27 protein-coding genes and 1 riboswitch are annotated in these 26,804 nt (G+C 69.7%); of the genes, 17 read left to right on the top strand and 10 right to left on the bottom strand.

The genetic code is table 11. The features are described 5' to 3' along the window. The first annotated feature begins 4 nt into the window (after positions 1–4). Genes ACFV9C_RS36515 through ACFV9C_RS36525 form a run of 3 tightly spaced genes read left to right on the top strand, consistent with a single transcriptional unit; the run spans position 5 to position 3,971 of the window. Entirely contained in the window at positions 5–1,129 is a 1,125-nt protein-coding gene (locus ACFV9C_RS36515; RefSeq protein WP_380201020.1) for an EfeM/EfeO family lipoprotein, read from the top strand. Continuing rightward, entirely contained in the window at positions 1,126–2,319 is a 1,194-nt protein-coding gene (gene efeB, locus ACFV9C_RS36520; RefSeq protein WP_380201022.1) for an iron uptake transporter deferrochelatase/peroxidase subunit, read from the top strand. The genes ACFV9C_RS36515 and efeB overlap by 4 nt, the downstream gene beginning before the upstream one ends. A 23-nt stretch (positions 2,320–2,342) precedes the next feature. Further along, on the top strand, positions 2,343–3,971 hold the full coding sequence (locus ACFV9C_RS36525; RefSeq protein WP_380201024.1) for a phospholipase C: 1,629 nt from the start codon (positions 2,343–2,345) through the stop codon (positions 3,969–3,971). On the opposite strand, the gene ACFV9C_RS36530 is transcribed toward ACFV9C_RS36525, so the two are convergent. Further along, positions 3,968–4,789: an alpha/beta fold hydrolase gene (locus ACFV9C_RS36530; protein WP_380201026.1), complete on the bottom strand. Its 822-nt coding sequence runs from the start codon at positions 4,787–4,789 to the stop codon at positions 3,968–3,970. The two genes, ACFV9C_RS36525 and ACFV9C_RS36530, sit on opposite strands and share 4 nt — an antisense overlap. A 16-nt stretch (positions 4,790–4,805) precedes the next feature. Then, positions 4,806–5,750 carry a helix-turn-helix transcriptional regulator gene (locus tag ACFV9C_RS36535; protein ID WP_380201028.1) on the bottom strand — a complete coding sequence of 315 codons (945 nt, stop codon included), beginning with the start codon at positions 5,748–5,750 and terminating at the stop codon, positions 4,806–4,808. A 62-nt stretch (positions 5,751–5,812) separates the two neighbouring features. On the opposite strand from ACFV9C_RS36535, the gene ACFV9C_RS36540 reads away from it, so the two are divergent. Beyond that, positions 5,813–6,958 (top strand): epoxide hydrolase family protein, encoded by a 1,146-nt coding sequence (locus ACFV9C_RS36540; RefSeq protein ID WP_380201030.1) that lies wholly within the window; start codon positions 5,813–5,815, stop codon positions 6,956–6,958. On the opposite strand, the gene ACFV9C_RS36545 is transcribed toward ACFV9C_RS36540, so the two are convergent. After that, the gene (locus tag ACFV9C_RS36545; RefSeq protein ID WP_380201032.1) at positions 6,951–7,781 is read right to left on the bottom strand and encodes an oxidoreductase; all 831 of its coding nucleotides are present in this window, start codon (positions 7,779–7,781) and stop codon (positions 6,951–6,953) included. The genes ACFV9C_RS36540 and ACFV9C_RS36545 overlap by 8 nt on opposite strands. A gap of 97 nt (positions 7,782–7,878) precedes the next feature. Between ACFV9C_RS36545 and ACFV9C_RS36550 the strand changes: the two genes are divergently transcribed. Continuing rightward, positions 7,879–8,433 carry a TetR family transcriptional regulator gene (locus ACFV9C_RS36550; RefSeq protein ID WP_380201034.1) on the top strand — a complete coding sequence of 185 codons (555 nt, stop codon included), beginning with the start codon at positions 7,879–7,881 and terminating at the stop codon, positions 8,431–8,433. 81 nt (positions 8,434–8,514) lie between these two features. Beyond that, entirely contained in the window at positions 8,515–9,999 is a 1,485-nt protein-coding gene (locus ACFV9C_RS36555) for a S1C family serine protease (protein ID WP_380201036.1), read from the top strand. 175 nt (positions 10,000–10,174) lie between these two features. Here the strand turns inward: ACFV9C_RS36555 and ACFV9C_RS36560 are convergent, their stop codons facing one another. Next, positions 10,175–10,591: an NAD-dependent epimerase/dehydratase family protein gene (locus tag ACFV9C_RS36560; RefSeq protein ID WP_380201038.1), complete on the bottom strand. Its 417-nt coding sequence runs from the start codon at positions 10,589–10,591 to the stop codon at positions 10,175–10,177. A gap of 134 nt (positions 10,592–10,725) precedes the next feature. On the opposite strand from ACFV9C_RS36560, the gene ACFV9C_RS36565 reads away from it, so the two are divergent. From ACFV9C_RS36565 to metH, 3 genes are all read left to right on the top strand, one after another. Then, the gene (locus ACFV9C_RS36565) at positions 10,726–12,123 is read left to right on the top strand and encodes an MFS transporter (RefSeq protein ID WP_380201040.1); all 1,398 of its coding nucleotides are present in this window, start codon (positions 10,726–10,728) and stop codon (positions 12,121–12,123) included. After that, a complete protein-coding gene (locus tag ACFV9C_RS36570) occupies positions 12,120–12,653 on the top strand; it encodes a TetR family transcriptional regulator (RefSeq protein WP_380201042.1) in 534 nt (177 codons plus the stop codon). Before ACFV9C_RS36565 ends, ACFV9C_RS36570 begins: the two co-directional genes overlap by 4 nt. 69 nt (positions 12,654–12,722) lie before the next feature. Continuing rightward, positions 12,723–12,800, top strand: a riboswitch (S-adenosyl-L-homocysteine riboswitch). 22 nt (positions 12,801–12,822) lie between these two features. Then, positions 12,823–16,437, top strand: a complete 3,615-nt coding sequence (metH, locus tag ACFV9C_RS36575) for a methionine synthase (protein WP_380201044.1) — start codon at positions 12,823–12,825, stop codon at positions 16,435–16,437. On the opposite strand, the gene ACFV9C_RS36580 is transcribed toward metH, so the two are convergent. Then, positions 16,322–17,293 (bottom strand): hypothetical protein, encoded by a 972-nt coding sequence (locus tag ACFV9C_RS36580; protein WP_380201047.1) that lies wholly within the window; start codon positions 17,291–17,293, stop codon positions 16,322–16,324. The genes metH and ACFV9C_RS36580 overlap by 116 nt on opposite strands. Before the next feature lie 71 nt (positions 17,294–17,364). Between ACFV9C_RS36580 and ACFV9C_RS36585 the strand changes: the two genes are divergently transcribed. Continuing rightward, positions 17,365–17,856 carry a GNAT family N-acetyltransferase gene (locus tag ACFV9C_RS36585; protein WP_380201049.1) on the top strand — a complete coding sequence of 164 codons (492 nt, stop codon included), beginning with the start codon at positions 17,365–17,367 and terminating at the stop codon, positions 17,854–17,856. Positions 17,857–17,884: 28 nt separating this feature from the next. Here the strand turns inward: ACFV9C_RS36585 and ACFV9C_RS36590 are convergent, their stop codons facing one another. Beyond that, positions 17,885–18,556, bottom strand: coding sequence for a TetR family transcriptional regulator (locus tag ACFV9C_RS36590; protein ID WP_380201051.1), 672 nt, complete (start codon positions 18,554–18,556; stop codon positions 17,885–17,887). 98 nt (positions 18,557–18,654) lie between these two features. On the opposite strand from ACFV9C_RS36590, the gene ACFV9C_RS36595 reads away from it, so the two are divergent. Genes ACFV9C_RS36595 through ACFV9C_RS36605 form a run of 3 tightly spaced genes read left to right on the top strand, consistent with a single transcriptional unit; the run spans position 18,655 to position 20,692 of the window. Beyond that, positions 18,655–19,590, top strand: coding sequence for an SDR family oxidoreductase (locus tag ACFV9C_RS36595; protein WP_380201053.1), 936 nt, complete (start codon positions 18,655–18,657; stop codon positions 19,588–19,590). Then, on the top strand, positions 19,587–20,348 hold the full coding sequence (locus tag ACFV9C_RS36600; protein WP_380201055.1) for a class I SAM-dependent methyltransferase: 762 nt from the start codon (positions 19,587–19,589) through the stop codon (positions 20,346–20,348). Before ACFV9C_RS36595 ends, ACFV9C_RS36600 begins: the two co-directional genes overlap by 4 nt. Before the next feature lie 50 nt (positions 20,349–20,398). Beyond that, a complete protein-coding gene (locus ACFV9C_RS36605; RefSeq protein WP_380201057.1) occupies positions 20,399–20,692 on the top strand; it encodes a YciI family protein in 294 nt (97 codons plus the stop codon). On the opposite strand, the gene ACFV9C_RS36610 is transcribed toward ACFV9C_RS36605, so the two are convergent. Then, positions 20,689–21,225 carry a dihydrofolate reductase family protein gene (locus tag ACFV9C_RS36610; RefSeq protein ID WP_380201059.1) on the bottom strand — a complete coding sequence of 179 codons (537 nt, stop codon included), beginning with the start codon at positions 21,223–21,225 and terminating at the stop codon, positions 20,689–20,691. The genes ACFV9C_RS36605 and ACFV9C_RS36610 overlap by 4 nt on opposite strands. Positions 21,226–21,319: 94 nt before the next feature. On the opposite strand from ACFV9C_RS36610, the gene ACFV9C_RS36615 reads away from it, so the two are divergent. After that, positions 21,320–22,213 carry a hypothetical protein gene (locus ACFV9C_RS36615; RefSeq protein ID WP_380201061.1) on the top strand — a complete coding sequence of 298 codons (894 nt, stop codon included), beginning with the start codon at positions 21,320–21,322 and terminating at the stop codon, positions 22,211–22,213. Here the strand turns inward: ACFV9C_RS36615 and ACFV9C_RS36620 are convergent. Further along, complete coding sequence (locus ACFV9C_RS36620; protein ID WP_380201063.1) at positions 22,165–22,932, bottom strand: SDR family oxidoreductase; 768 nt, start codon at positions 22,930–22,932, stop codon at positions 22,165–22,167. The two genes, ACFV9C_RS36615 and ACFV9C_RS36620, sit on opposite strands and share 49 nt — an antisense overlap. 156 nt (positions 22,933–23,088) lie before the next feature. Here ACFV9C_RS36620 and ACFV9C_RS36625 point away from each other — a divergent pair, with 156 nt between their 5' ends. Both ACFV9C_RS36625 and ACFV9C_RS36630 read left to right on the top strand, forming a co-directional pair. Continuing rightward, the gene (locus ACFV9C_RS36625; RefSeq protein WP_380201065.1) at positions 23,089–23,466 is read left to right on the top strand and encodes a YciI family protein; all 378 of its coding nucleotides are present in this window, start codon (positions 23,089–23,091) and stop codon (positions 23,464–23,466) included. A gap of 124 nt (positions 23,467–23,590) precedes the next feature. Then, positions 23,591–24,172, top strand: a complete 582-nt coding sequence (locus ACFV9C_RS36630; RefSeq protein ID WP_380201067.1) for an adenylate kinase — start codon at positions 23,591–23,593, stop codon at positions 24,170–24,172. Here ACFV9C_RS36630 and ACFV9C_RS36635 read toward each other — a convergent pair. Next, entirely contained in the window at positions 24,169–24,795 is a 627-nt protein-coding gene (locus ACFV9C_RS36635; RefSeq protein ID WP_380201069.1) for a hemerythrin domain-containing protein, read from the bottom strand. The genes ACFV9C_RS36630 and ACFV9C_RS36635 overlap by 4 nt on opposite strands. Before the next feature lie 98 nt (positions 24,796–24,893). On the opposite strand from ACFV9C_RS36635, the gene ACFV9C_RS36640 reads away from it, so the two are divergent. Beyond that, positions 24,894–25,943, top strand: a complete 1,050-nt coding sequence (locus tag ACFV9C_RS36640; RefSeq protein WP_380201276.1) for a lipoate--protein ligase family protein — start codon at positions 24,894–24,896, stop codon at positions 25,941–25,943. Here ACFV9C_RS36640 and ACFV9C_RS36645 read toward each other — a convergent pair. Continuing rightward, positions 25,927–26,748: a PhzF family phenazine biosynthesis protein gene (locus ACFV9C_RS36645; RefSeq protein ID WP_380201071.1), complete on the bottom strand. Its 822-nt coding sequence runs from the start codon at positions 26,746–26,748 to the stop codon at positions 25,927–25,929. The two genes, ACFV9C_RS36640 and ACFV9C_RS36645, sit on opposite strands and share 17 nt — an antisense overlap. Positions 26,749–26,804: the final 56 nt, after the last annotated feature.

Here is a 26,804-nt window from a genome sequence, read left to right on the forward strand (position 1 = left end):
CCTCGTGCGCACGCCCCGTCCAGTTCCGGCGGTTGTGGCGCTGGTCGTGCTGGCAGCGGCGGCGGGCGTTTCGGTGTGGCGGCCCTGGGAAGGTGCCGCCGGGGCGACGGCCGGATCGAGCGGGATCAGCGTGTCGCGGAGCCAGTGCGGGCAGGGTTGGACCGACCCACGGACCGGGCGGCAGGTGCTGACCGTGCACAACACGGGCGACGCATCGGCCGAGGTCGACGTCGTCGAGGTCGACAGCCAGCAGGTGTACGGCGAGGTCGAGGGGCTCGGGCCGAACACGAGCGCGCAGCTCGAGGTACAACTCGGGGCCGGGAAGTTCGCGATCCGCTGCCTGATCGAGGACACCGACGCGATCACCGGCCCGACTGTCACGGTGAGTGGCGACGGGCAGGGCGGACCGGCGGTGGTGCCGGTGACCAAGAACGACATATTGCCGCTGGTGAAGAAGTACGAGGCCGGCGTCGCGCGCGGGGTCGCGGACCTCGTGACGAAGACGGACAAGCTGCGCGCCGACGTGGACGCCGGCAACCTGGGCGCCGCCCGGACCGACTGGCTGGCCGCGCACCTGGCGTACAACTCGCTGGGCGCGGCGTACGACGCGTTCGGGGACTTCGCCGGCAAGATCGACGGCTCCGACGCCGGGTTCCACCCGCTGGAGAAGGGCCTGTGGCACAACGGGTCCGCCGCGGCGCTGAAGCCGATCGCGGACCAGTTGGCTGTCGACGTGCACGGCCTGCAGAAGGACCTGCCGAACGAGCAGGTCGATCCGAACGACCTCGGCCTGCGCGCCCACGAGATCATGGAGAACGCGCTCCAGTTCGAGCTCACCGGCGAGAACGACCAGGGCAGCGGTACGTCGCTGAACACCGCGCTGGCGAACCTGAACGGCACGGCGAACGTGCTGGCCGTCCTCGACCCGGTCCTCAAACCCCGGTACGCCGACCTGCCGCAGGTACAGAAGTGGGAGACCCGCGTCCGGACGCTCCTCACCGCGCACCAGAACACGCCCGTCGACAAGCTCGACCACACGACGCGCCAACAGCTCAACGGCGCGGTCGGCGAACTCCTGGAGAAGCTCGCCCCGGTGGCAGCCATCTGTGATGTACGGAGGACGGGATGAGCGGGTTCGACCGGCGGTCCTTCCTGCGTGGGACGTTGGCCGGGGCGGGTGCGGCCGCGGTGGCCGGGGTGACGTTGAACGCGGACGCGGCGGCGCCGGCGTCGGTGGCGTTCCACGGCGTCCATCAGGCCGGCATCGTCACACCCCAGCAGAAGCAGGCGATCTTCGCGTCGTTCGACGTGATCGCGGCGGACAAGGGCGAGCTGACCGACCTGTTCAAAACCTTGACCGAGCGGGCGCGGCTGCTCACGATGGGCGGTGCGCTGCCGCCGCTCGGGATCACCGCGCCGCCGGCCGATTCCGGCGTACTCGGGCCCGACATGCCGGGCGGCGATCTGACCGTCACCGTCGGCGTGGGTGCCTCGCTGTTCGATGCGCGGTACGGGCTGGCCAGGCTGAAGCCCGCGAAGCTCACGCCGATGAAGGAGTTCCCGAACGACAGCCTCGACGAGGCCTTGTGTCACGGGGATCTGAGCCTGCAGCTGTGCGCGTCGGACACCGACATCGTGCTGCACGCGCTCCGCGACATCGCCCGGCACACACGCGGTGCGATGCAGTTGCGCTGGCGGGTCGACGGGTTCCAGAGCCCGCCGCGGCCGGCCGGTGCGCCGCGCAACCTGATGGGCTTCAAGGACGGCATCGTCAAGCCGGCGTCCGCCGACCACGACAAGCTCGTATGGGTCGGTCAGGGCAACGGCGAGCCCGCCTGGACCGCGGGCGGCAGCTACCAGGTGCTGCGCCAGATCCGGATGCTGGTCGAGTTCTGGGACCGGGTGTCGCTCGGCGAGCAGGAGAACATGTTCGGCCGTCGCCGGAGCACAGGTGCGCCGCTGGACGGCAACAGCGAGACCGACGTACCGGACTACGGCGCCGACCCGACCGGCGGCGCGATCCCGCTGACCAGCCACATCCGCAAGGCGAACCCGCGGACCCCGGAGACGGCGGCGAGCCAGTTCCTGCGGCGCGGCTACAACTACGACAAGGGCACCGACGCGGTCGGTGACCTGGACATGGGCCTGCTGTTCTGCGCCTATCAGCAGGACATCGCCCGGCAGTTCGAGGCTGTCCAGACCAGGCTGACCGACGAGCCGCTCGTCGACTACATCCGGCCTGTCGGTGGCGGCTATTTCTTCACGCTTCCCGGTGTACGGGACGGCAACGACCACTTCGGGCGGTCGTTGCTCGCATGAGGTATTCATCAGGAGGAGAAGGCATGCGCGCAAGACTCCCTGTCGCCGCCACGGCCGTTGCGGCCGCGACGGGCTTGTTGCTGGCCGCCTGTGGCGCCCCGGGCGCCACCCAGCAGGTGACCAACGCCGGCGCGGCGTTCACGGCGGCCGACGCCGCTTCGTACCACCCGGCGGGGACGACCACGCCGATCAAGCACGTGGTGGTGATCTTCGGCGAGAACATCTCGTTCGACCACTACTTCGGCACCTACCCGAAGGCGGCCAACACTGACGGTACGCCGTTCACGGCCGCCCGGCACACGCCGAAGGTCAACGGTCTGACCAACCAGCTGCTGACGAACAACCCGAACGTGTACAACCCGAAGCGGTTGTCGTCGTCGCAGGCGCTGACCTGCGACCAGAACCACGGCTACTCGGCCGAGCAGAAGGCCGTCAACGGCGGCAAGGACGACAAGTACGTCGAGTTCACCGAGACGTCCAAGTGCACCGGGCAGCCCGTCCTGTTCGGCGAGCCGGGTCTGGTGATGGACTACTACGACGGCAACACCGTCACCGCGCTGTGGAACTACGCCCAGCACTACACGATGAGCGACAACTCGTTCAGCTCGGTGTACGGGCCGTCCACCCCGGGTGCGCTGAACCTGATCTCCGGGCAGACCCACGGCGGCCAGGCGTACAACCCGGTGACGGGACAGCCGACCAGTGACGCGTACGCCGTCCAGTCGCCGGACGCGAACGGTATCGGGACCATCACCAACGACCCCGACCCGATCTACGACGACTGCTCGAACAACAACGGCAAGTCCACCAACAACCTGGCGGGCATGCACGGGCAGAACGTCGGCGACCTGCTGAACAAGCAGAACGTCACCTGGGGCTGGTTCCAGGGCGGCTTCAAGCCGACCGGTACCGCGAACGGCAAGGCCGTCTGTGGTGCGTCGCACGCCAACATCGGCGGCAACACGGCGAACGACTACAGCCCGCACCACGAGCCCTTCCAGTACTACAAGTCGACCGCGAACCCGAAGCACCTGCCGCCGTCGTCGGTGGCCGCGATCGGTCACACCGACCAGGCCAACCACCAGTACGACACGTCGGACTTCGACGCGGCGCTGGCGGCGAACAACCTGCCGGCGGTCAGCTTCCTGAAGGCCGGCGAGTACCAGGACGGCCACGCCGGGTACTCCGACCCGCTGGACGAGCAGGCGTTCGTCGTCAAGGAGATCAACGCGCTGCAGAAGTCGCCGGAGTGGAAGTCCACCGCGATCGTGCTGGCCTACGACGACTCCGACGGCTGGTACGACCACGTCACGCCGCCGAGCGTGAACGGCTCGAACGACGCGGCGCTCGACCAGGCCGCGCTGTGCGGTAACAAGCACGTCGCCGGTGGGTACGCCGACCGTTGCGGCTACGGCCCGCGGCAGCCGCTGCTCGTCGTCTCGCCGTACGCGAAGACCAACCACGTCGACCACGCGCTGACCGACCAGACCTCGATCCTGAAGTTCATCGAGGACAACTGGCGGACCGGCCGGATCGGTGACCACTCGTTCGACGAGCGGGCCGGCAGCCTGAACAGCATGTTCAGCTGGTGGGAGCACCCGAACACCAAGCAGCTGATCCTGGACCCGAAGACCGGGGCCGTCGTCAGCTAAGCATCGCCCTGGATGCCCTGATCGGCGAGGAAGTCGTCGATCAGGGCATTCACCTGTTCTGGGGACTCCAGCGCCGCGAGATGCGCGGACTGTTCGAGGACGACGAAGCGGGCGCCGGGGATCGAGTCGGCCATCTCCTCGGTCTCGGCGACCGGGAACGTCGTGTCCTCGGCGCCTGCGACGATCAGCACCGGCGTCCGGATTTTCCCGAACAGGGCACGTTGGTCCGGGCGGTTCGGGACCACACTGGTGACCGCGTGCATCCCCGAGCGGACGTTCACCTTGCCCGCCAGGTCGTTGACCTTGGCAACGACCTCGGGTTTCTCGCGTTTCGCCGTGGGGCCGAGGAACGCGTCCCGGACCGGGCCTCGCAGCGGTCCGCGGATGCCGCCGAGCAGGCGCGCGGCCCGGACGAGGGCGCCGTACTCGAAGCGCTGGCGCCGGCTGGCCGGTGAGGCGGTGGCGTTCATCAGGACGGCGATGCCGATCCGGTCCGGGTGCAGCGCGGCGAACGTGCCGCCGATCATGCCGCCCCAGCTGTTGCCGATCAGGTGGATCTTTCCGACGTTCAGCTCGTCCATGAGCTGGAGGACGGCGTCGGCGCACTGCTCGAAGGTGAACGGTTTGCTGAGCGGCTCGCTGCCGCCGTGCCCGGGCGGGTCGACCAGCACGACCTGGAAGCGGTCCTTGAAGTGTGCGGCTTGCGCTGACCAGAGCGTGCCGTCCATCAGCAGGCTCGGCCAGAACAGCATCGCGGGACCGTCCCCGTCGACGCGCAGGCGGATCCGTCCCAGCACGGTCTCGACGTACCGATCCATTCCTGAACGGTAGCGGTCAGGACGCCGGAATCGCGGCCGCCAGGCGCGTCGTCAGGGTGCGGATCGCGTCGATCAGCTCGGGCGGGTCCTGGACCTCGAACGGCAGGCCGAGGATGCCGAGGTACAGCGCGATCTGATCGAGCGAGTTGGCGCCCGTCTCTACCAGCGTCGTCGATTCGTCGATCGAGGTCACCGACGCGACGTTCGGACCGTAGCGGTCGGCGACCTCGGCGGCGGACGCGTGCACGAGGATGCGGGCCCGGTAGCGGTAGCCGCCGTACGCGACGCCGCGGTTCGTGCTTGCCAGTTCGGGTACCTCGCGGGGCGTGAACCGCGGGCCGGTCGGGATCCGTGGCTCCAGCCGGTCGACGCGGAACGTGCGCCAGTCGTCGCGGTCGAGGTCCCACGCGACCAGGTACCACCGGCGCCCGGTGTTCACGAGCCGGTGCGGCTCGGTGGTGCGGGTGGTCGCCGTACCGTCGTGGTTGCGGTAGTCGAAGCGCAGCCGGTGGTGGTCGCGGCAGGCGGCGGCGACGGCGAGCAGTACGTCGGGCTGCACGGACGGGCCACCCGCGGGCGTGACGGCGACCTGCTGGAGCAGCTCGATCCGGTAGCGGAGGCGGGACGGCAGGACCTGCTCGAGCTTGGTGAGCGCGCGCACGGACGCCTCCTCGGTGCCCGCGACGGTCCCGCTGGCGGCGGCGCGGAGGCCGACCGCGACGGCAATGGCCTCCTCGTCGTCCAGCAGGAGCGGTGGGAGCGCGGCGCCGGCGCCGAGGCGGTAGCCGGCCACTCCCGATACGGCGTCGACCGGGTAGCCGAGGTTGCGCAGCTTGTCGACGTCCCGCCGTACCGTCCGGACCCCGACGCCGAGCTCGCCGGCCAGGGCGGCGCCGCTCCACTCCTTGGGTTGCTGCAGGAGGCTGAGCAGCTTGAGCAGTCGCGCCGACGTTTCGATCATGTTTTTCAGTCTGCCAGCTGGCTAGGACCGAAGCTGTCCTAACTGGGTGCGAGAGTAGAGCCATGATCAAGGAATTCAGCATCGACATCCCGCAGAGCACGCTCGACGACCTCGCCGCCAAGCTGGCGAGCGCCCGGTTCCCCGCACCGCTGCCCGGCGACGACTGGACCACCGGCGTCCCGGTCTCCTGGCTGTCCTCGCTGGTCGAGTACTGGCGGACGTCGTACGACTGGCGGGCGGCGGAGAAGGAGCTGAACTCGTACCCGCAGTTCACCGCCGAGATCGACGGGCAGCAGCTCCACTTCATCCACGTCCGCTCGGCGGAGCCGGACGCGCTGCCGCTGCTGCTGACGCACGGCTGGCCGGGGTCGATCGTCGAGTTCCTCGACCTGATCGGGCCGCTGACCGATCCGGTTGCTCACGGTGGGGACGCCGCGGACGCGTTCCATGTGGTGATTCCGTCGCTGCCCGGGTTCGGGTTCTCCGGGCCGACCGCCGACGGCAACTGGACCTTCGAGCGGATCGGCCGGGCGTGGGCCGCGCTGATGGCGGAGCTCGGGTACGAGCGGTACGGCGTACAGGGCGGTGACCTCGGCGGGTCGGTGTCGCCGGAGGTCGCGCGGGTGGCGCCGTCGCAGGTCGTCGGCGTACACACGAACGGCGGGACGAACCTGCCGCCGCTGCAGATCTCCGAGGAGGAGCTGCAGACGCTGACGCCGCTGGAGCAGGACAAGATGGCGCGGATCGCGCAGTTCATGAACGACGAGTTCGGCTACATCTCGATCCAGTCGACCCGGCCGCAGACCCTCGCGTACGGGCTGGTGGACTCGCCGGTGGCGCAGCTGGCCTGGATCATGGACAAGTTCAAGGCGTGGACCTGGCCGGGGGAGTCCTTGCCGGAGGCAATCATCAGCAAGGACCGGCTGCTCACCAACGTGATGATGTACTGGCTGACCGGGACCGGCGGGACCGCGGCGTACATCGGGTACGCGCAGCCGCGCTCGTGGGCGCCGCGGCCGAGTTCCGGCGTACCGACGGCCGTGCTCGCGACGGCCCACGACGTGGCGATCCGCCGGTACTGCGAGACCTCGAACAACATCACCCGCTGGACCGACCTCGACCACGGCGGCCACTTCGCCGCCCTGGAGATCCCGGACGAACTGGTCGGCGACGTCCGCGAGTTCTTCCGCGAGCTGCGGGTCAGCTGAAGTCTGTCGACCTGGTGAGGTCCGCCCAGGCGGCGGCCTCCGCGGCGCGCGAGCGTGCCGAGGACTCGGCGAGCGCGAGGGCGTCGCTGCCGAGCAGCAGGCGGAGCGGCGGTTCCTCGAGGTCGACCACCTCGAGGACCGCCTGCGCGGCCTTCACCGGGTCGCCCGGCTGTTTGCCGTCCATCTCCAGCCGCCGACGGTGCATCTCGCCGACCGTCGAGTCGTAGTCCGGGTGTACGTCGTGCAGCCGCATCGACGAGCCGCCCCAGTCGGTCCGGAAACCACCCGGCTCGATGATCGTCACCTTCACGCCGAACGGCCGCACCTCGTTGTTGAGCACCTCGGAGAACCCCTCGACCGCGAACTTCGCGGTCTGGTAGGCACCCATCCCCGGCGTCCCGCCGGCCCGCCCGCCGATCGACGAGAACTGCAGGAAATGCCCGCCGCGCTGCTGCCGGAACACCGGCAACGCGGCCTTCGTCACGTTGACCACCCCGAACAGGTTCGTCTCGACCTGCGCCCGGAAGTCCTCGTCCGCCAGCTCCTCGATCGCGGAACTGTTGGCGTACCCCGCATTGTTCGCCACCACGTCCAGGCCGCCGAACTCCTCGACGGCCGTCCGTACGGCGGCCCGCGCCGCCTCGGCGTCCGTGACGTCGAGGGCGACCGCCCGGAGCTGGTCGCCGTACTTCGTGACCAGGTCGTCGAGCTGCTCGGGCCGCCGCGCCGTCGCGACCACCCGGTCGCCGGCCGCCAGCACAGCCTCCGTCAACGCCCGCCCGAGGCCCCGCGAACTCCCGGTGATCAGCCAGATCTTGCTCATTGTCAGTCCTAACTAACCGTTTGGTTGGATCTACCGTCTATCTAACCAACCGGTTGGTTAGAAATCAACCAACCGGTTGGTTGGTACGCTGCCGACCATGGAGCGGAACGCAGACCGGACCCGCACGCGCATCCTGGACGCGGCCACCGAGGAGTTCGCCGCCCGCGGGATCGGCGGCGCGCGGGTGAGCCGGATCGCCGACGAGGCCGGCTGCAACAAGGCGATGCTGTACGCGTACTTCGGCAACAAGGACGAGCTGTTCGACGCGGTGTTCAGCGCCTCGCTGGACAAGTATCTCGACGAGGTCGGGTTCGACGTCGACGACCTTCCGGCGTACGCGGGGAAGGTGTTCGACTACTTCGAGGCGCACCCGGACCGGCTGCGGCTCTCGGTCTGGTACCGGCTGGAGCGGCCCGACGGGCAGCCGCTGGAGGCGATCATCGCGGTCAACCAGCGCCGGCTGGACGAACTGCAGCGCGGGATGCGGCGACGGACCGTGTCGCGGCGGTTCACGCCGGTGAGCCTGCTGTCGCTGATCCAGGCGATCGCGACCAGCTGGTCGTCGATGAATCCGGAGTACGGCGCGGAGCTCCCGGACGCGAAAGTGCGCCGGGCGGCGGTAGTCGTGGCCGTGGAGCGGATTCTCAGCTGATTCATTGGTTGACCGGATGGAGTTCTCAGTCTGGCGCGCTCTACTCGTAGGCAGAGGGAACTGGCCGAGGAGGGCGACGGGATGAACGAGAGCGCTGGAGCGGGACCGGACAACGGTGACCAGGCGCCGCAGCAGGGTGCGCAGTACCAGCAGGCTTCGCAGTACCAGCAGGGGCAGTTCCAGCAGCAGTACCAGCCGGGGCCGTTCGGGCCGCAGTACCCCTATGGGCCGCAGCATCCGTTCGGGATGCAGCCGCCGAAGAAGCACCGGCGCCGGCTGTTCGGTGCGGGAGTGCTCGGGCTGGCCGCCGTCCTGGTCGCCGGATCGGTTGCCTGGGGCATCGACCAGCGGAACGACGGGAGCAACTCGACGCTGTCCCAGACCGCGTTCGACGCGTCCTCGGTCGCCGCGAAGGTGTCGCCGGGCCTGGTGGACGTGAACACCGTCCTCGGGTACGAGAACGCGCGGGCCGCCGGCACCGGGATCGTGCTCACGTCCGACGGCGAGGTGCTCACCAACCACCACGTGATCGAGGCCGCAACGTCGATCACGGTCACCGACATCGGCAACGGGAAGACGTATACCGCGAGCGTCGTCGGGTACGACGAGGCGCACGACATCGCCGTACTGAAGCTGAAGGACGCGTCCGGGCTGCAGACCGCCAAGACCGGGAACTCCGACCAGGTGAAGCTCGGCGACCAGGTCGTCGGCGTCGGGAACGCGGGCGGCACCGGCGGTACGCCGAGCTACGCGGCCGGCAAGGTGACCGGGCTGAACCAGGCGATCACCGCGACCGACCAGAACGGCCAGGACCCGGAGAACCTGACGAACCTGATCGAGACCGACGCGAACATCCAGGCCGGCGACTCAGGTGGGCCGCTGGTGAACGCGAACGGTGATGTCGTCGGCGTGGACGTGGCCGGGAACGGCGGCAGCAACGGCGGGCGGGGGATTCCGGGGCAGAGCTCGGTGTCCACCGCGCCGGCCGCGACCGCGACGCTGGCCGCGTGGGGCGGCGGCAACGGGTACGGCAACGGTGACGGCACCGGCTTCCCGTTCGGCAACGGCGACGGGAACGGCTCCGGCAGCGGGAACGGCTCCGGCAACGGGAACTCCTACGGCAACGGGAACGGGTACGGCGACGGCTCCGGGAACGGCGACGGCTCGGGTAACGGGAACGGCAACGGGACCGGGACGACGACCGAGGGGTATGCGATCCCGATCAACCAGGCGCTCGACATCGCGCAGCAGATCGAGAACGGCAAGTCCTCGGCGTCGGTGCACATCGGCGACTCGGCGATGCTCGGTGTATCGGTCGTGACCAGCACCGGTACCAGCGGCGCGGTCGTCGGCGACGTCCTCGCGAACGGCCACGCGGACGAGGCCGGCATCACCGCCGGCGACGTGATCACCTCGTTCGCCGGTCAAACCGTGGAGTCGCCGGACACCCTCTCCACGCTGCTCAACCAGCAGCACCCCGGCGACAAGGTCGATGTCGGCTGGACCGACCAGACCGGCCAGACCCACAAGGCCACCATCCAGCTCATCGAAGGCCCGGTCCGCTAGGCCCAGCGCACCCCCTCGCTCCCAGCGGACCGCCGATCGGACCCGCGCTCCCCTCCCCCTCGGAGCGCCGGGTCCGATCACTTCTGTCCGCCGAGTCGTGGAGAACGGTCGCGAATTCCCGCCGAGATCCACGACTCGGCGGGAGTGGCCGGAGCCATTTGCCACGACTCGGCGGTCAGGTGGGGGAGTTGAGGAAGGTCGGATGGGCGGACGACCGTACGTCGAGCGGCGTGGACTCGTCGGCGGGCGTGGAGCCGGGCTCGTACGCCCAGGCGATGCTCTGCGAGATCACCCGCCGTACCCCCGCCGCCAGCGCGGCGTCCACCAGGTTGCGCGTCCCCTCCCGCCGGATCCGGCTGTTCGCCGCGAAGTCCCGCGTCCCCAGATCCGTCAACTGGTGCATCACCACGTCCGGCCGTGCCGCCGCCACCAACTCACGCAGCCGGTCCCGGTCGTAGACGTCACCGACCACCGAGGACGAACTCTCGCCGGCCCGCCGGCTGAGGGTGGTCACTTCGTGGCCTTGGGCAACCAGTAGCGGGACGAGGTGGCGGCCGATCACGCCGGACGCACCGGCGACGAAGATCCTCATCGCACCACCGTAGGTAAACCGCCGCCGACGATCCTGGTCCAATCGGTGAGCGGTTTCCTGGTCCATTTCCGGTCCGGTGAACAAGCGTTTACGATGCCTGAGTAAACAGCAGTTCACCTCTGTGAGGATCCCGCTTGCCTGCCCGTCCCCGCCTGATCCTGTCCGCGCTCGCCTTCTGCGGCGTCCTGGTCTCCATCAGTCAGACCATCGTCGTACCCCTGCTCCCCGCACTCCCCGGCATCACCCACAGCCCGGCGTCCGACGTCAGTTGGCTGATCACCGTCACGCTGCTCACGGGCGCGGTCTTCACTCCGCTGCTCGGCCGGGCCGGCGACATGTACGGCAAGCGCCGCGTCCTGCTGATCGCGCTGTCCTCGATGATCGTCGGCTCGCTGCTCTGCGCGACCAGCTCGAACCTGACCGTGCTGATCGCCGGCCGCGCGTTCCAGGGCGCCGCGGTCGCCGTCGTACCGCTCGGCATCAGCATCCTCCGCGACGAGCTCCCGCCGCGCCGCGTGATCCCGGCGATCGCGATCATGAGCTCGACGCTCGGCATCGGCGCCGCGTTCGGCATCCCGGCCGCGACGCTCGTGGTCGAGTACGCGAACTGGCACACGATGTTCTGGATCAACCTCGGCCTCGGCCTGCTGGACATCGTCCTGGTGCTGCTGATCGTCCCCGAGTCGGCCGTCCGCAGCAGCGGGCGCTTCGACGTCCTCGGCGCCCTCGGCCTCAGCGCCTTCCTGGTGTGTCTGCTGCTCGCGGTGTCGAAGAGCAGCACCTGGAGTACGCCGACCCTCCTCGGGCTGTACGGCGTCGCGGTGCTGCTGGTTCCGCTGTGGGGATGGTACGAACTGCGCACCATCAGCCCGCTCGTCGACCTCCGGGTGTCGGCACGGCCCGCCGTACTGTTCACCAACCTCAGTGCGTTGCTGATCGGGTTCGCGTTCTACGCCAACTCCTTGTCCACGGCTCAGTTGGTGCAGGAGCCGACGTGGACGGGGTACGGGCTGGGCGAATCGATCGTGGTCAGTGGACTGTGTCTGCTGCCCGGCGGTGTGGCGATGGTGCTGCTGTCGCCCGTGTCGGCGCGGATCTCCACCGCGAAGGGCCCGCGGTTCACGCTCGGGATCGCGTCCGTGATGATGGCGGCGGGCTATCTGGTGCGGTTGTTCACCAGCGGCAGCGTCGCGGGGATCGTCGTCGGCGCGACCGTGGTCAGTGCCGGAACGGCCGTGGCGTACTCGGCGCTTCCGGCCCTGATCATGCATGCTGTGCCCGTGACCGAAACCGCCGCGGCGAACGGCCTCAACACGCTGATGCGCACGGTCGGGCAGGCGATCTGCAGCACGATCGTCGCGACCGTGCTGGCCAATGTGACCATCTCCCAGGCCGGAAAGGTCGCGCCCGCGTTGTCGGCGTACCTGATCGTGTTCGTGATCGCGGGGATCGCGGCCGCGGTCGCCGCCGGGCTGGTGCTGCTGATCCCGGTACGCCGTCCCGCGGCCGTGTACGAGGTGACGGCACCGTGACCGATCCCGGGCGTCCGTCGATCCTCCGGGCCGCCCGGAAGGCGTTCGCGCGGGAGCCGTACGCCGCGGTCACGCTGCGCGGGGTGGCCGCGGACGCGGGCGTCAGCGCGGCCCTGATCGTGAAGCACTTCGGAAGCAAGGAAGCGCTCTTCGAGCAGGTCGCCGACTTCAGCGAGGCCGCGCAGTTGCTGCTCCAGGCGCCCAACGAGCGGCTCGGCGAGCACGCGGTCCGGACGCTGGTCGAGTACCGCCGGAAGAACGACCAGGACCTGCTCGTCCGGGTCGTGTTCGCGGCGGGCAAGGGCGACGAGCGGGCACTGATCCGGGAGCACTTCCGCGACCAGGTCACCCGCGCCTTCGCCGCCCGGCTGACCGGTCCGGACGCCGAACTCCGGGCCGCCCTGATCACTGCTCACCTGCTCGGCCTCGGCGCTCTGCTGGCGATCGACAAGACCGGTCCACTGGCCACCGCGCCACCGGAAACGGTTGCCGCGCTCTATGCCCCGGCGATCCAGGATCTCATCCACTGATTGAACACCCGTCCTAGTATGTGGACGGAGGACTTGGCGCAGGATGTGACGCCACTAACATGGGGCATCCAGGCCGAGAGGCGCTGCAACGGGCTCAGGTCCGCCACGCTCGACCTGGTGCTTCGACTGCAAGGGCGCCTCCGGAGAGTTCTTCTGGAGGGGTTGGCCGATGAGTGAAGCCGCGTTGCGCGAGCTGCTGGACCAGCGGATCGTCGTGCTCGACGGTGCCTGGGGCACGATGCTGCAGAACGCGAAGCTGACGCCCGCGGACTACCAGCCCGAGCGGTACGCCGACGAGACGCACGACGTCACCGGCGACCCGGACCTGGTGAACCTGACCCGTCCGGACGTGATCCTCGACGTCCACCGGCAGTACCTCGCGGCCGGCGCCGACATCACCACCACGAACACCTTCACCGCGTCCCGGATCGGCCAGGCCGACTACGGCCTGCAGGAGCACGTCCGCGACATGAACCTCGCCGGTGCCCGGCTGGCCCGGCAGGCGGCCGACGAGTTCGCCACCCCGGACAGCCCGAGGTTCGTCGCCGGATCGATCGGCCCGCTGAACGTCACGCTCTCGCTGAGCCCGCGCGTCGAGGACCCGGCGTACCGCGCGGTGACCTTCGAGCAGGTCAAGGCCACGTACGCCGAGCAGATCGCCGCGCTCGCCGAGGGCGGCGTCGACCTGCTGCTGATCGAGACGATCTTCGACACCATGAACGCGAAGGCGGCCGTCGCCGCGGCCCGCGAGGTCGCGCCCCAGTTGCCGCTGTGGATCTCGGTGACGATCGTCGACCTGAGCGGCCGCACACTGTCCGGACAGACCGTCGAGGCGTTCTGGAGTTCGGTCGAGCACGCGGACCCGCTGGTGGTCGGCGTGAACTGTTCGCTCGGCGCCGCCGAGATGCGCCCGCACGTCGCCGACCTGGCCCGGTTCGCCGGCACGTACGTCGCCTCGCACCCGAACGCCGGCCTCCCGAACGCGTTCGGCGGGTACGACGAGACTCCCGCCGAGACCGCCGAGATGCTCGAGGAGTTCGCGCGGTCCGGCCTGGTGAACATCGTCGGAGGCTGTTGCGGTACGACGCCCGCGCACATCGCCAAGATCGCCGAAGCAGTGCGGGAGTTGCCGCCGCGGACCGTCGTACCGACCGACCACACCACCCGGTTCTCCGGGCTGGAGCCGTTCAAGATCGGTGCGGACACCGGGTTCGTGATGATCGGCGAGCGGACCAACGTGACCGGGTCGGCGAGGTTCCGCCGGCTGATCGAGGGCGACGACCACCAGGCCGCGGTGGACGTGGCGCTGGAGCAGGTGCGCGGCGGCGCGAACCTGCTGGACGTGAACATGGACGCCGACCTGCTGGACAGCGAGCAGGCGATGACCACGTTCCTGAACCTGATCGCGACCGAGCCCGAGGTGGCCAGGATCCCGATCATGATCGACAGCTCGAAGTGGTCGGTGCTGGAGACCGGGCTGAAACACGTGCAGGGCAAGGGCGTGGTGAACTCGATCAGCCTGAAGGAAGGCGAGGAGCAGTTCCTCGAGCACGCCCGGAAGATCCGCGACTACGGCGCCGGTGCGGTGGTGATGGCGTTCGACGAGCAGGGGCAGGCGGACACCGTCGACCGCAAGGTGGAGATCTGCGGCCGCGCGTACGACCTGTTGACCGGGATCGGCTTCCCGGCCGAGGACATCATCTTCGACCCGAACGTACTGGCCGTGGCGACCGGTATGTCCGAGCACAACGGCTACGCGAAGAACTTCATCGAGGCGCTGCCGCGGATCAAGGAACGCTGCCCGGGCGTGCACATCAGCGGCGGCATCTCGAACCTGTCGTTCTCGTTCCGCGGCAACGATATCGTCCGCGAGGCTATGCACTCGGCGTTCCTCTACCACGCCGGCAAGGCCGGCCTGGACATGGGCATCGTGAACGCCGGCCAGCTCGCGGTGTACGAGGACATCCCGAAGGACCTGCTCGAACTGGTCGAGGATGTCATCTTCAACCGCCGCGACGACGCCACCGACCGGCTGGTGGAGTTCGCCGAAACCGTGAAGGGCAAGGGCAAACAGCGCGAGCTCGACCTGAGCTGGCGCGAGGGCTCGGTCCGGGAACGGCTCTCGCACGCACTCGTGCACGGCATCGTCGACTACATCGAGGCCGACACCGAGGAGGCCCGGCAGCAGCTGCCGCGGCCGCTCGAGGTGATCGAGGGCCCGTTGATGGACGGCATGAAGATCGTCGGCGACCTGTTCGGCGCCGGGAAGATGTTCCTCCCGCAGGTGGTGAAGAGCGCGCGGGTGATGAAGCGGTCGGTCGCGTACCTCGAGCCGTTCATGGAGGAGGAGAAGGAACAGGCCCGCCGCGAAGGCCGCGCGGAGCTGGTCCGCGGGCAGGGCAAGGTGGTGCTCGCGACCGTGAAGGGCGACGTCCACGACATCGGCAAGAACATCGTCGGCGTGGTGCTCGGCTGCAACAACTACGAGGTGATCGACCTCGGCGTGATGGTGCCGGCGGCAAGGATCCTGGACACCGCGGTCGCCGAGGGCGCGGACGCGGTCGGGCTGTCCGGGCTGATCACGCCGTCGCTGGACGAGATGGTGTCGGTGGCGACCGAGATGCAGCGCCGCGGGCTGAAGCTGCCGTTGCTGATCGGTGGCGCGACCACGTCCAAGCAGCACACCGCGGTCCGGATCGCCCCGGCGTACGAGAACACCACCGTGCACGTGCTGGACGCGTCCCGGGTGGTCGGCGTGGTCTCCGACCTGCTCGACGACGACCGCGCCGAACAGCTTGCCAAGAGCAACAGTATCGAGCAGGAGCGGCTCCGCGAGCAGCACGCGAACAAGCAGCGCGCGCCGATGCTGACGCTGGCCGAGGCGCGGGCGAACCGGGAGCCGGTGGAGTACGGCGAGCTGCCGGTGCCGGCGTTCACCGGGCTGAAGCGGGTCGCACCGTCGATCGAGACGCTGCGCGCGATGGTGGACTGGCAGTTCCTGTTCCTGGCCTGGGAGCTGAAGGGGAAGTACCCGGCGATCCTCGAGCAGCCGGTGGCGCGGGAGCTGTTCGACGACGCGAACGCCTTGCTGGACGAGATCATCGCCGACGGGTCGTTCACCGCCGAAGGTGCGTACGGGTTCTGGCCGGCGCACAGCGACGGGGACGACATCGTGCTGGACGGGCTGGATCGGTCGTTCCCGATGCTGCGGCAGCAGACCGCGAAGCCGGCCGGCCGGCACAACCGTTGCCTCGCCGACTACATCGCGCCGTCCGGTGACCACCTCGGCGGGTTCGGGGTCGCGATCCACGGCGCCGGCGCGCTGGCGAAGTCGTACGAGGAACTGGGCGACGACTACAAGGCGATCATGGTGAAGGCGCTCGCCGACCGGTTGGCCGAGGCGTTCGCGGAGTGGATCCATCTGGAGGCGCGGCGGGCCTGGTTCGAGCCCGACGTACAGCCGGTGCTGGAGGACCTGCACGCGGAGCGGTTCCGCGGCATCCGGCCGGCGCTGGGGTACCCGGCGAGCCCGGACCACACCGAGAAGAAGGACCTGTTCGAGCTGCTGGAGGCGGAGCAGATCGGCCTGGGCCTGACCGAGTCGTACGCGATGACGCCGGCCGCCGCGGTCAGCGGCCTGATCTTCGCGCACCCGGCGTCGCGCTACTTCAGTGTCGGCCGCCTGAGCCGCGACCAGGTCGAAGACTACGCAGCGCGCCGAGGACTCCCGACTTCCGAGGTTGAGCGCTGGCTTCGTCCGAACCTGGCGTACGACCCGGAGTAGGCGATCGCAGGGCCGGGTCCTTGGCCAACCCGGCCGTCCGGCCGTCCACGGGTCCGGGCCGGCCGTCGGTGGTGGCACGGACGGCCACGGCCAGCTTCCGGGTGGCGACGGCCGCCGGGGATTCCGGCGTACCGCTGCCCGGGTTGCGGGCGTCGACGGCGGACTTGAACTGGGTGCGGAGGCGGTGGCCGAGGTTCATCCGCTCGTCGCGGGTCAGCTTGTCGCCGCCGGGCATCGAGCTGACCAGCGCGGCCCAGCGGCCGTCCGGCTTCATCCGGATCAGGTCTTCGCAGGTGCCGGCGTACGACGGCTCCTGGCCGTTCTGGCGGGCGATCTCGGTGAGGACGTCGCGGGTGGCGTCGGCCGCCGGACCGCGGCCGGCGTACTCGAAGTCCGGGTTCGGTACGTCGGCGGCCGACATCAGGCCGGCGGAGTCGCTGTTCTCCCAGACGTACTGCAGCCGTTCCTGGGTCCAGACGTCGGCGAGGCCGCCGTTGAGGTCGGCGTCCGCCTGGCCGACCGGGTGGAAGTCGGCCAGCGGGGTCAGCAGGCCGGTCGCCTGGGACGCCACGTAGCCGGTCGCCTCGACCAGCGTGTCCCAGCGCTCCTGCTGCTGTTCCGGGGTCGGCTGCGCCGGAGGCCGCTGTACCGCGTCGACGTGCTCGCGGAGCATGAACAGGTAGTACTGCGCGCCGTTCATCCCGGACTCGGACGTGGTCGCGCTCGGCATCCGATCGCCGTTCCTGACCATGACCTCGCCGTCCCAGCGGGTGTCGGCGCCACTCGGCCCGGCGACACCGACGATCGACTCTGCCCACGTACTCGCCGTGGAGTCGTAGGGGAGCAACTCGGCCATGGTTCTCCTGCCAGATCTCGAAGGCACCCGGAACAAGCCTAGGTTCCCGAGAGGGCCACTACGCTGAGGAAATGACTGTCAGGCCTGCTGCCGACGCGGACGCCGGGGCGATCGCCGCGATCTGGTACGCCGGCTGGCGAGACGGGCATCTCGGGCATGTGCCGGACGCGCTGGTCGCCGTACGCACCGAGGAGTCGTTCGGGACCCGCGCGGCCGAACGGATCGCGGATACGACGGTCGCCGTCGCCGGGGACGTGGTCGCCGGGTTCGTGATGGTCGTGGCGGACGAGGTCGAGCAGGTGTACGTCGGCGGCGCGCACCGCGGCTCGGGGATCGCCGCGACGCTGCTCGCGGAGGCCGAGCGGCAGGTCCAGGCGAACGGGTACGACGAGGCCTGGCTGGCGGTCGCCACCGGGAACGCGCGCGCCCGCCGGTTCTACGAGCGCCAAGGGTGGACGGATCGCGGCCCGTTCGACTATCCGGCAGCGGTCGGTAGCGGAACGTTGCCGGTGCCCTGTCACCGCTACGTGAAACCGAGGACGGCGTCGTCGCGGACTACCTGAAGCAGGCCTGCGTGAACGACCCGAACTACTACCTGCCCTGACGGGGCAGGACGCCGTACAGCAGGGTCCGTAGCCCGGCCGCGAGCGACGGCTCGAAGGCCATCCGGATCGCCTCCAGCGACGGATCGGCCTCGTAGGCGGCGAGGATGGCGGGGACGGGGTGGGAATGGCTCCAGATCGCACCGGCGAGCAGGCTGCCGGTGGCGATGAACTGGCCCGCCCCGTCCGTGCCCAGCTCCGGCATGACCGCGGCCACCGCGGCGATCATCCGCTCGTAACTGACCGCGGCGGCGCGCTTGAAGGCCAGCGCCGTCTCGGTGCTGATGTTCCGCTCCAGCACCGCCGCCTGCGCGCTGATCAGGTCACAGAGCACCGGCCGCTCCGTCAGCGTGCCGACGACCGTGGCGATCAGCTGCTCGGCGCGCTCGCCGGCCGGCAGCTCGGGTGACACGCCCCCGAGTGCCGCGGCCAGCTCCTCCACCCAGGCGGTGAGCTCGCTGCTCGACAGCTCGAGCAGGACCGCCTCGCGGGAGTCGAAGTAGTTCAGCACGTTCGACTTCGCCAGGCCGACGCGCCGGCTCAGCTCGTTCAGGCTGAGGTCCGCGACCGGCAGCTCGGTCAGCATCGTGGCCGCGGTCGCGAGGATCGCCCGCCGCCGCTCGGCCCGCTGCTCGGCACTCCGGGCGCGCTGGAAGTTCATGTCACACATTCTACAGACCGGCGGTCTGTTGTTATCGAACCGCTGGTCTGATAACGTCGGGACATAACAGACCATCAGTCTTTTATGGAGCGTGCAGCATGTACGAGGTCCCCGACCAGACCGGCAAACTCGTTGTCGTCACCGGTGCCAACAGCGGCACCGGCAAGGAGGCCACCAAGCGCCTCGCCGCCGCCGGAGCCCGGGTGGTGATGGCGGTCCGCACCCCGGCCAAGGGCGAGGCGGCGCGGGCCGAGATCCTCGCCGAGCACCCGGACGCCCAGCTCGAGATCCGCCGGATCGACCTCGCCGACCTCGACTCGGTGCGGGAGTTCGCCGCCGGGCTCGCCGCCGACGAGCAGCACCTGGACCTGCTGGTGAACAACGCCGGCGTGATGACCCCGCCGGCCCGGATCGCCACCTCGGACGGGTTCGAGCTGCAGTTCGGGTCGAACTACCTCGGTCCGTTCGCGCTCACGGTCCAGCTGCTGCCGCTGATCCTGGCCGCCCCGGCGCCGCGGATCGCCACCATGTCCAGCGGGGCGGCGTACCTCGGGAAGATCGACTTCGACGACCTGCAGTGGCAGACGCGGCGGTACCGCCGGACGGCGTCGTACGCGCAGTCGAAGCTCGCCGACCTGATGCTCAGCAACCATCTCGCGAAGCTGTCGGTCGAGCGTGGCTGGGGTCTGGTCAGCGTCGCGGCGCACCCTGGGTACACCCGTACCAACCTGCAGACCGCCGGTGCCGCTCTGGGCCGCGAGCGTCCGTCGACGCTGAACCGGCTGATGATGAGCTACAACCCGCTGCCCAAGCAGGACGTGGAAACGGGCACCGAGCCGCTGCTGTTCGCGGCCGCCGACGTTGCCGCCAAGTCGGGGGAGTATTACGGGCCTGACGGCCTCTTCGGACTGGTCGGCAAGACGACCCTGGTCCGCAACCCGAAGTCCGCCACTGACCCGGCCACCAACGCCCGTCTGTGGGACGTCTCCGAGACCCTGACGGGAGTCGCGTTGCCATCTATGCTGCGGAAGTGAGCGAGTGGTCCAGTGGGGGAGTCTACGAGTCGTATGTCGGCCGGTGGAGCCGTCTCGTCGCAGTCGAGTTCGTTGACTGGCTGAAGCAGCCGCCGGGGCTGCGCTGGCTGGACGTCGGCTGCGGTACCGGCGCGCTGACCAGCACGATCCTCGGTATGGCGGACCCGGCGTCGGTGCTCGGCGTCGACCCGTCCGAGGGCTTCGTCGAGTACGCCCGGCAGACCGTGGACGATCCGCGGGCCGCGTTCGAGGTGCGGTCCGCGGCCGAGCTGCCGGACGGCCCGTACGACGCGGTCGTCGCTGGGCTGGTGCTGAACTTCGTCCCGAAGCGGGTCGAGGCGCTGCGCCGGATGCGCGAGATCGGTACGACGGCCGCCGTCTACGTCTGGGACTACGCGGGCGGGATGCAGCTGATGCGGTACTTCTTCGACGCGATGGTCGAGGTCCGCCCGCAGGACCGCGAGGCCGACGAGGGCCGCCGGTTCCCGTTCTGCACGGAGGAGGGGCTCGAGCGGCTGTTCGGCGAGGCCGGGTTCGCGGACGTGCGGACCCGGGAGATCGTCGTGCCGACGGTGTTCGAGTCCTTCGACGACTACTGGCAACCGTTCCTCGGCGGCCAGGGCGTCGCACCGGCGTACCTGCGCGGCCTGGAGGTCGCAGACCAGCAGGCGCTGCGAGACGCCGTACACGAGCGACTCCCGATCGCGTCGGACGGCTCGATCAGACTGACGGCCCGCGCCTGGGCTGCCGCGGGTTGATGTCAAAAGCCGGTGCTCGGCTCCGTCTTGTTGGTGAGAGGAGAGCGCCGATGAAGTTTTTGCTGATTCTGCAGGGGGTCGGTGATCCGCGGTTGCCGCGTGGCGAGTTCGAGCGGGCCGCGGCCGAGGCGGGTGAGCTGTTGTACGGCGAACTGCTCGCCGATCCGCAGTTGTCCGTGCAGTTGCCGGCCGGCGAACCCTCACGGATCGACGGGTACTACGTGGTCGACGTCGAGGACCGCGACCGCGCCGTCGAACTCGCGCGGCTGCTGCCGGACGCGCGAGCCGGCGGTCGCTCCGTCGAGGTCCGCGCGCTGATGCGTCCGGCAGCCGCCGACGTCTAGACCACGTCGAACCACAGACTGGTCGCCAACGGAGTCTCGGTGACGCTCCGGCGTGCCAGGCGGACCGTGCGACCACCCGGGTGGTCGAACAGCCGGGTGCCGTCGCCGAGCAGCACCGGCGCGAACAGCACCAGGACCTCGTCCAGTTCACCGGCCTCGATGCACTGCTTGGCGATGCTCGCCCCCATCACGTTGACGTACCGGTCACCGGCCGACTCCTTCGCTTGCGCGAGGGCTTTCGCGAAGTCGTCGACGTACGTCACGCCGGGTCGTGGCGCGGCCGGGCGGTGCGTGACGACGTACTCCGGTCCGTCGAAGCCCCCGCCGAACGCCTCGCCTTCGTTCGGCTCGCCCTTGTACGGGTCGTCGCCGTCGTGGGTCCGGCGGCCGACCAGGATCGCGCCGATCCGCGGCACCAGCTCGTCGACCTCCGGGTTGGGGCCGAGGTACGGGCGCATCCACTGCATGTCGCCGCCCGGTCCGGTGATGAAGCCGTCCACCGACAGCGTCACGGAGTACAGCACCTTCGCCATGGTCGTTTCCTCTCGTTCGGGATGTGCTGTTGAGACGAGCGGCGGCCGGAAAACTCATCGCACTCCGGCCCGGGCCGGGCCATCATGGGGCTACATGACAGCTCAGGCATCCTGGATCGAAGTCGCGTGCGACGAGTCGGGGTTCTCCGGAACCAACCTGCTCGACGCGGCCTCGCCTGTCATCACGCACGCGAGCGTCGACCTGGACGTCGCCGCGGCCGCCGACGTGATCGCCGTACTGCGGACCAGTCTGCGCCGGAGCTCGGAGTACAAGTCCAACCAGCTGCTGCGCCCCGAGCAGCGGCCCGCGCTCGAGTGGTTGCTGACCACGCTCCGCGGGCGGGCGCACGTGCACGTGATCGACAAGACGGCGTACGTCGCCGCGCGGGTGTTCGAGTTGTTCACCGAGGAGCCGACGTACGGCGCGGGGACGAGCCTCGGGCCGGACCACGCGGAGGTGGCCGCGGCGCTGCGGCACCGGACCGGGTTCCTCGCGGCGTTCGTCGACCTGACCCGGACGAAGCGGGTGCGGCTGATGGACCACGCGGCGGTCGACCGGTTCTTCGCGACGATGCCGGCCGACGTGCCCGCGTTGCGGGCGCTGACCCGGGCCCGGGTCGAGACGGTCATGCAGCGGCTGATCGACGACGACCCGGAGCTCCCGCCGCCGCTGGAGCCGCTGGTCCCAGCGCTCGCCGAGACGGTGCTGTACTGGAGTTCCGGCGGCCGTTCGGTCGCCGTCGTGCACGACGAGCAGAGCGCGTTGACGCCGGGGCGAGTGGACCGCCTGGGCCAGTTCCTGGCCGGGCAGGTCGATCCGCCGCCGTTGCGGTCGTTCGTGCAGGTCGACTCGCGGGAGGACCCGCGGGTGCAGGTTGCCGACTTCCTGGCCGGGATCGTCCGGCGCGGGCGTCCCGACCTGGAGGAGTTGCTGGAGCCCTACACCAGTGCGGCCTCCTGGGCGGCGACGAAGTCCTCCCAGGTGTGAGTGCCGACCGTGGCTCCGGTGAGGGTGAGGTTGGCGCCCGCGCGGTACACCTTGCCCGCCTTGCCAGGGACCCGGATCGGCAGCGACAGGCGGTGCTTGCCGGTCGCGCGCAGGTAGTCGTGGGCCAGCTCCGGCACCGTGTAGACCTTCGGCCCGACCAGGTCCGCGACCAGCCCCTGCGGTTCACCGAGGACGAGTTCGGCGAGCCGTGCGGCCACGTCCCGGCCGTCGACCGGCTGGAACCGGAGCCCGCCCGGCATCGGCATCACCGGCAGCTTCGCCATCGCCCGCACCGTCGTCCAGGCGAACTCGTGCAGCTGCGCGACCCGCAGTACCGTCGACGGGATCTTGGCGTTGCGGACGGCCTGCTCGGCGCCGAGCTTGGACTTGAAGTAGCCGAACGGCAGCTGGTCGACCGCGGTCACCGAGATGTGGACGAGGTGGCCGACCTTCGCCCGCTCGGCCGCCTTGACGACGTTCGCCGTGGTGAGCTCGTCGCCCTTTGGCGCGCCGGCCAGATGCAGCACCACGTCGACGCCGTCCAGGGCCGCGTCCAGCCCGTCGCCGGTCCGCAGGTCGACGGCCAGGTACTCGACGCCGTCGCTACGGTCGGTCGCATGCCGGCTGAGGACCTTCACCTGGCAGCCGGCCGCCTGCAGCAGCGGCACGACCTGTTGGCCGATCCGTCCGGTTCCGCCGGTCACCAGCACTGTGCTCATGGTCTCTGCTCCGTTCTCGGGGTTCTGTAGCGCTGACGGAGCCCGGCCGGGTGAGTGTGACCGAATGTGAGCTGGAATACATCCAGGCAAAATGTCGAGGGCCTGCCGGCGCCTCCGACGTCCGGGGTGAATCGGCACAACACAGGAGGTTCTGAGATGAAGTACGTGGTCCTGATCCACTCCAACCCGCAGCCGTGGGGACACCCGACGATCGACTTCACCGAGGTCGGGCGCGCGATCCCGGCCGACGAGCGGGCGGCGATGGGCAAGGAGTTCGACGAGCTGCTCACCGAGCTGTCGCAGTCCGGCGAGCTGGTCAGCGGACTGGCGCTGGACGCGCCGTCGGCGGCGCGGACGTACCGCTGGGAAGGCAAGAAGCCGGTCAGCACCGACGGCCCGTACGCCGAGTCGAAGGAGCAGCTCGCCGGCTTCTTCGTGCTGAACTGCGCCACCCGGGCGCGGGCCGACGAGCTGGCGGCGAAGTTCGCCGGGCCGGGCGACGTGATCGAGCTGCGTCCGGAAATGGAGTTCTGATCCCGCTTGCGGACAGTTCCGCGCGGATGTGACGTACGACGGATTTTTCGAGTGACGTACGCCGTACCGCGCACGCGGCCGATCCCATTAATCTTGGGGACTTACCGAGAGTCAGGAGCGCGCCGTGACGACTGTCTTGCTGATGGGACCGCCCGGAGCGGGTAAGGGCACGCACGCGGGCCATCTGGCCGGACATCTCGGCGTACCGGTGATCTCCACCGGCGATCTGTTCCGTCGCAACATCGCCGACGGGACAGAGCTCGGCCGCACCGCACAGCGCTACCTCGACGCCGGGGAGTACGTGCCCGACGAGGTCACGAACGACATGGTCCGCGACCGGCTCGCGGCGCCCGACGCCCGTCCGGGATTCGTCCTGGACGGGTATCCGCGCACCTTGGACCAGGCCGGTGTCCTCGACGGCATCCTCAGCGCGCAGGGCCGGTCGCTCGACGCGGCCGTCGTCCTGAAGGTCCCGGTCGACGCCCTGGTCGGCCGGCTGCTCAAGCGCGCCGAGATCGAGCACCGCTCGGACGACACCGAGGACGTCATCCGCCGCCGCTTCGAGATCTATCACGAGCAGACGGCGCCGCTGCTCGAGTTCTACTCCGCCCGTGGCATCGACCACGAGGTCGACGCGTCCCCGGACATCGACACGGTGCGCATCCAGGTCCGGCAGGTCGCCGTACAGCTCAAGCTCGCTGCCTAGGCCCTGCGCCACACAGGAGCGACAGACTTGCGGTAGGTGCGGCCGAAGAGACCGAGGATGACGGTGAGGACCGGCTTCGGGATGGTGCCGGTGATGGCGTCGGCCTCGGCGGCGGTCGCTCCGTCGAGCGCCCAGGCGAAGAACATGCCGCCCTGGGCCGGACTGACCTTGGCGAACTCGCGACCCATCGCCTTCAGCTCCGGAGTTCCCTCCTTCGCCAGGTAGACCGGCTCGATCTCCTTGTCCTCGTGGTCGAAGTGCTCGACGGTGACTCGTTGCAGCTCCTGCATCGCAGTGCGCGCCGAGGCCGCGTCCTCGGGGCTCGCGGAGTTCTTCAGCGCCTCCATCGCCGTACGGGCAGCTTCCAGCGCGGTCGCCATCGTGTCGTGCTCGGCGTCCAGTTGCGCCAATACCTCCCGGCTCACGCCGACCTTCTCCAGCGCCGGCCAGGCGATCTCGTGCTCGCCTTCGTGGTGCCGGGTGAGCTGGTCGTCGAAGTTCCGCCAGGCCGTCGCCAGTTGTGCTGCCCGCTGCCGATCCCCGCCCGGGTAGTGTCCGAGGGCGTCGAGGAAGCGCTCGAGATCCCGTCGTACGGCTGCGTGGATCGCCCGGTTCATGCTCATGTCCGCCATGATCAGGAGTATCTGCCCGGAACCGGATCCTGCACAGCGTTCGTATGAGCGGGGGAACAACCCGCATCCGGTGCCTGTTGCCAGTGGATATGCATGGTGAGTACAAAGTCCCGGGTGGGAAGCTCGTTGTCGCGGACCTGGATGTCGTGGACGGGCGGGTGCGGTCCGCGCAGATCTCCGGGGACTTTTTCCTCGAGCCGGACGACGCGCTGGAGCGGATCAACGGGGCACTCGCGGGGCTTCAGATCGACACGGCTGCCGCGCAGCTCGCGGCGCGGGTGCGTGGCGCCCTCGGGGACGGCGTCGAGATGCTCGGGTTCTCGCCCGAGGCCGTCGCGGTCGCCGTACGGCGGGCGTTGACCGGGGCGACCGGCTGGCAGGACCACGACTGGCAGTTCGTGCACGACGTACCGCGGGAGCCGGCGCTGCAGATGGCGCTCGACGAGGTGCTGACCGAGCAGGTGGGGTCGGGGGAGCGGCCGCCGACGCTGCGGGTCTGGGAGTGGGCGTCGAACGCGGTCATCATCGGCAGTTTCCAGTCCGTGCGCAACGAGGTCGACCTGGACGGCGCGGCCCGGCACGACGTCACCGTCGTACGCCGGATCAGCGGCGGCGGCGCGATGTTCGTGGAGCCGGGGAACACGATCACGTACTCGCTGTACGTCCCGGAGTCGCTGGTCTCCGGCCTGTCGTTCGTCGAGTCGTACGCGTTCCTCGACGACTGGGTCATTGGTGCGCTCAACGATCTCGGGATCGCCGCGACGTACCAGCCGATCAACGACATCACCTCTCCGGCTGGGAAGATCGCCGGCGCCGCGCAGAAGCGGTTCGCCGGCGGCGCGGTGCTGCACCACGTGACGATGGCGTACGACATGGACGCCGCGAAGATGCTCGACGTACTGCGGATCGGCCGGGAGAAGCTGTCCGACAAGGGCACGACGAGCGCGAACAAACGCGTCGACCCGCTCCGCAGCCAGACCGGTCTGGAGCGCGCGGAGGTGATCTCGCGGATGGTCGGCACGTTCCGGAATCGCTACGGGCTCGCGGACGGCGCGATCTCCGCCGGCACCGTCGCGCTCGCCGAGGAGCGGGTGGCGGCGAAGTTCGGCACCGAGGAGTGGCTTACGCGGGTGCCGTGATCGGTACGGCGTTCCCGCTCACCCGCACCCGCCGGTCGTCCGGGCGCAGCTCGACCGTGATCAGGCTCGGCCGCCCGAGGTCGTCGCCCTGGTGCAGCGTGATCGTCGGCCGGTCGCGGCCGAGTTCGCGCAGGTACGCGCCGAACGCGGCCGCGGCGGCACCGGTCGCCGGATCCTCGACGACACCGCCGACCGGAAACGGGTCGCGGACGTGGAAGACAGCCGGCGACTCCTGCCAGACGAGCTGCAGCGTGGTCAGGTCGCGGTCGAGCATGTACTGGCGCAGGCCGTCGAAGTCGTAGTCGAGATCGGCCAGGCGCTCACGGGTTCTGGTGCTGAGCACGAGGTGGCGGGCACCGGCGTACGCGATCCTCGGCGGCAGGTCCGGGTTGAGGTCGTCGGCGGACCAGTTGAGCAGGGCGAGCGCGCCGGGGACGTCGTCGGCGTCCTCGACGGACGGCTCGACGCTGGTCAGAGTCGCACGCAGGTCCGCGTCGACGGTCACCGGCACGAGGCCCGCCTGGGTCGAGAAGACGATCTCGCCGGGGCCGTTGCGCTCGGCGAGGGCGACCGCGGTCGCGACGGTGGCGTGCCCGCAGAACGGGACCTCGGCCTGCGGGGAGAAGTAGCGCACGGGCTGTACGTCGGTCGCCTTGGTGAGGAAGGCAGTCTCGGAGTACCCGACGTCGGCGGCGATCGCCTGCATGGCGGCGTCGTCGAGGCCGTGGGCGTCGAGAACCACCCCGGCGGGATTACCCCCGGCCGGGTCTGAAGTGAAGGCCGTGTACCGCAGCACCGTCGTCATACGACCATCCAATCACCGCGCCCAATCCAGCTGCGCCTCCGGAATCCGGAGCCCCC

Origin of the sequence: Kribbella sp. NPDC059898, assembly GCF_042730855.1 — a bacterium.
Taxonomy (GTDB): domain Bacteria; phylum Actinomycetota; class Actinomycetes; order Propionibacteriales; family Kribbellaceae; genus Kribbella.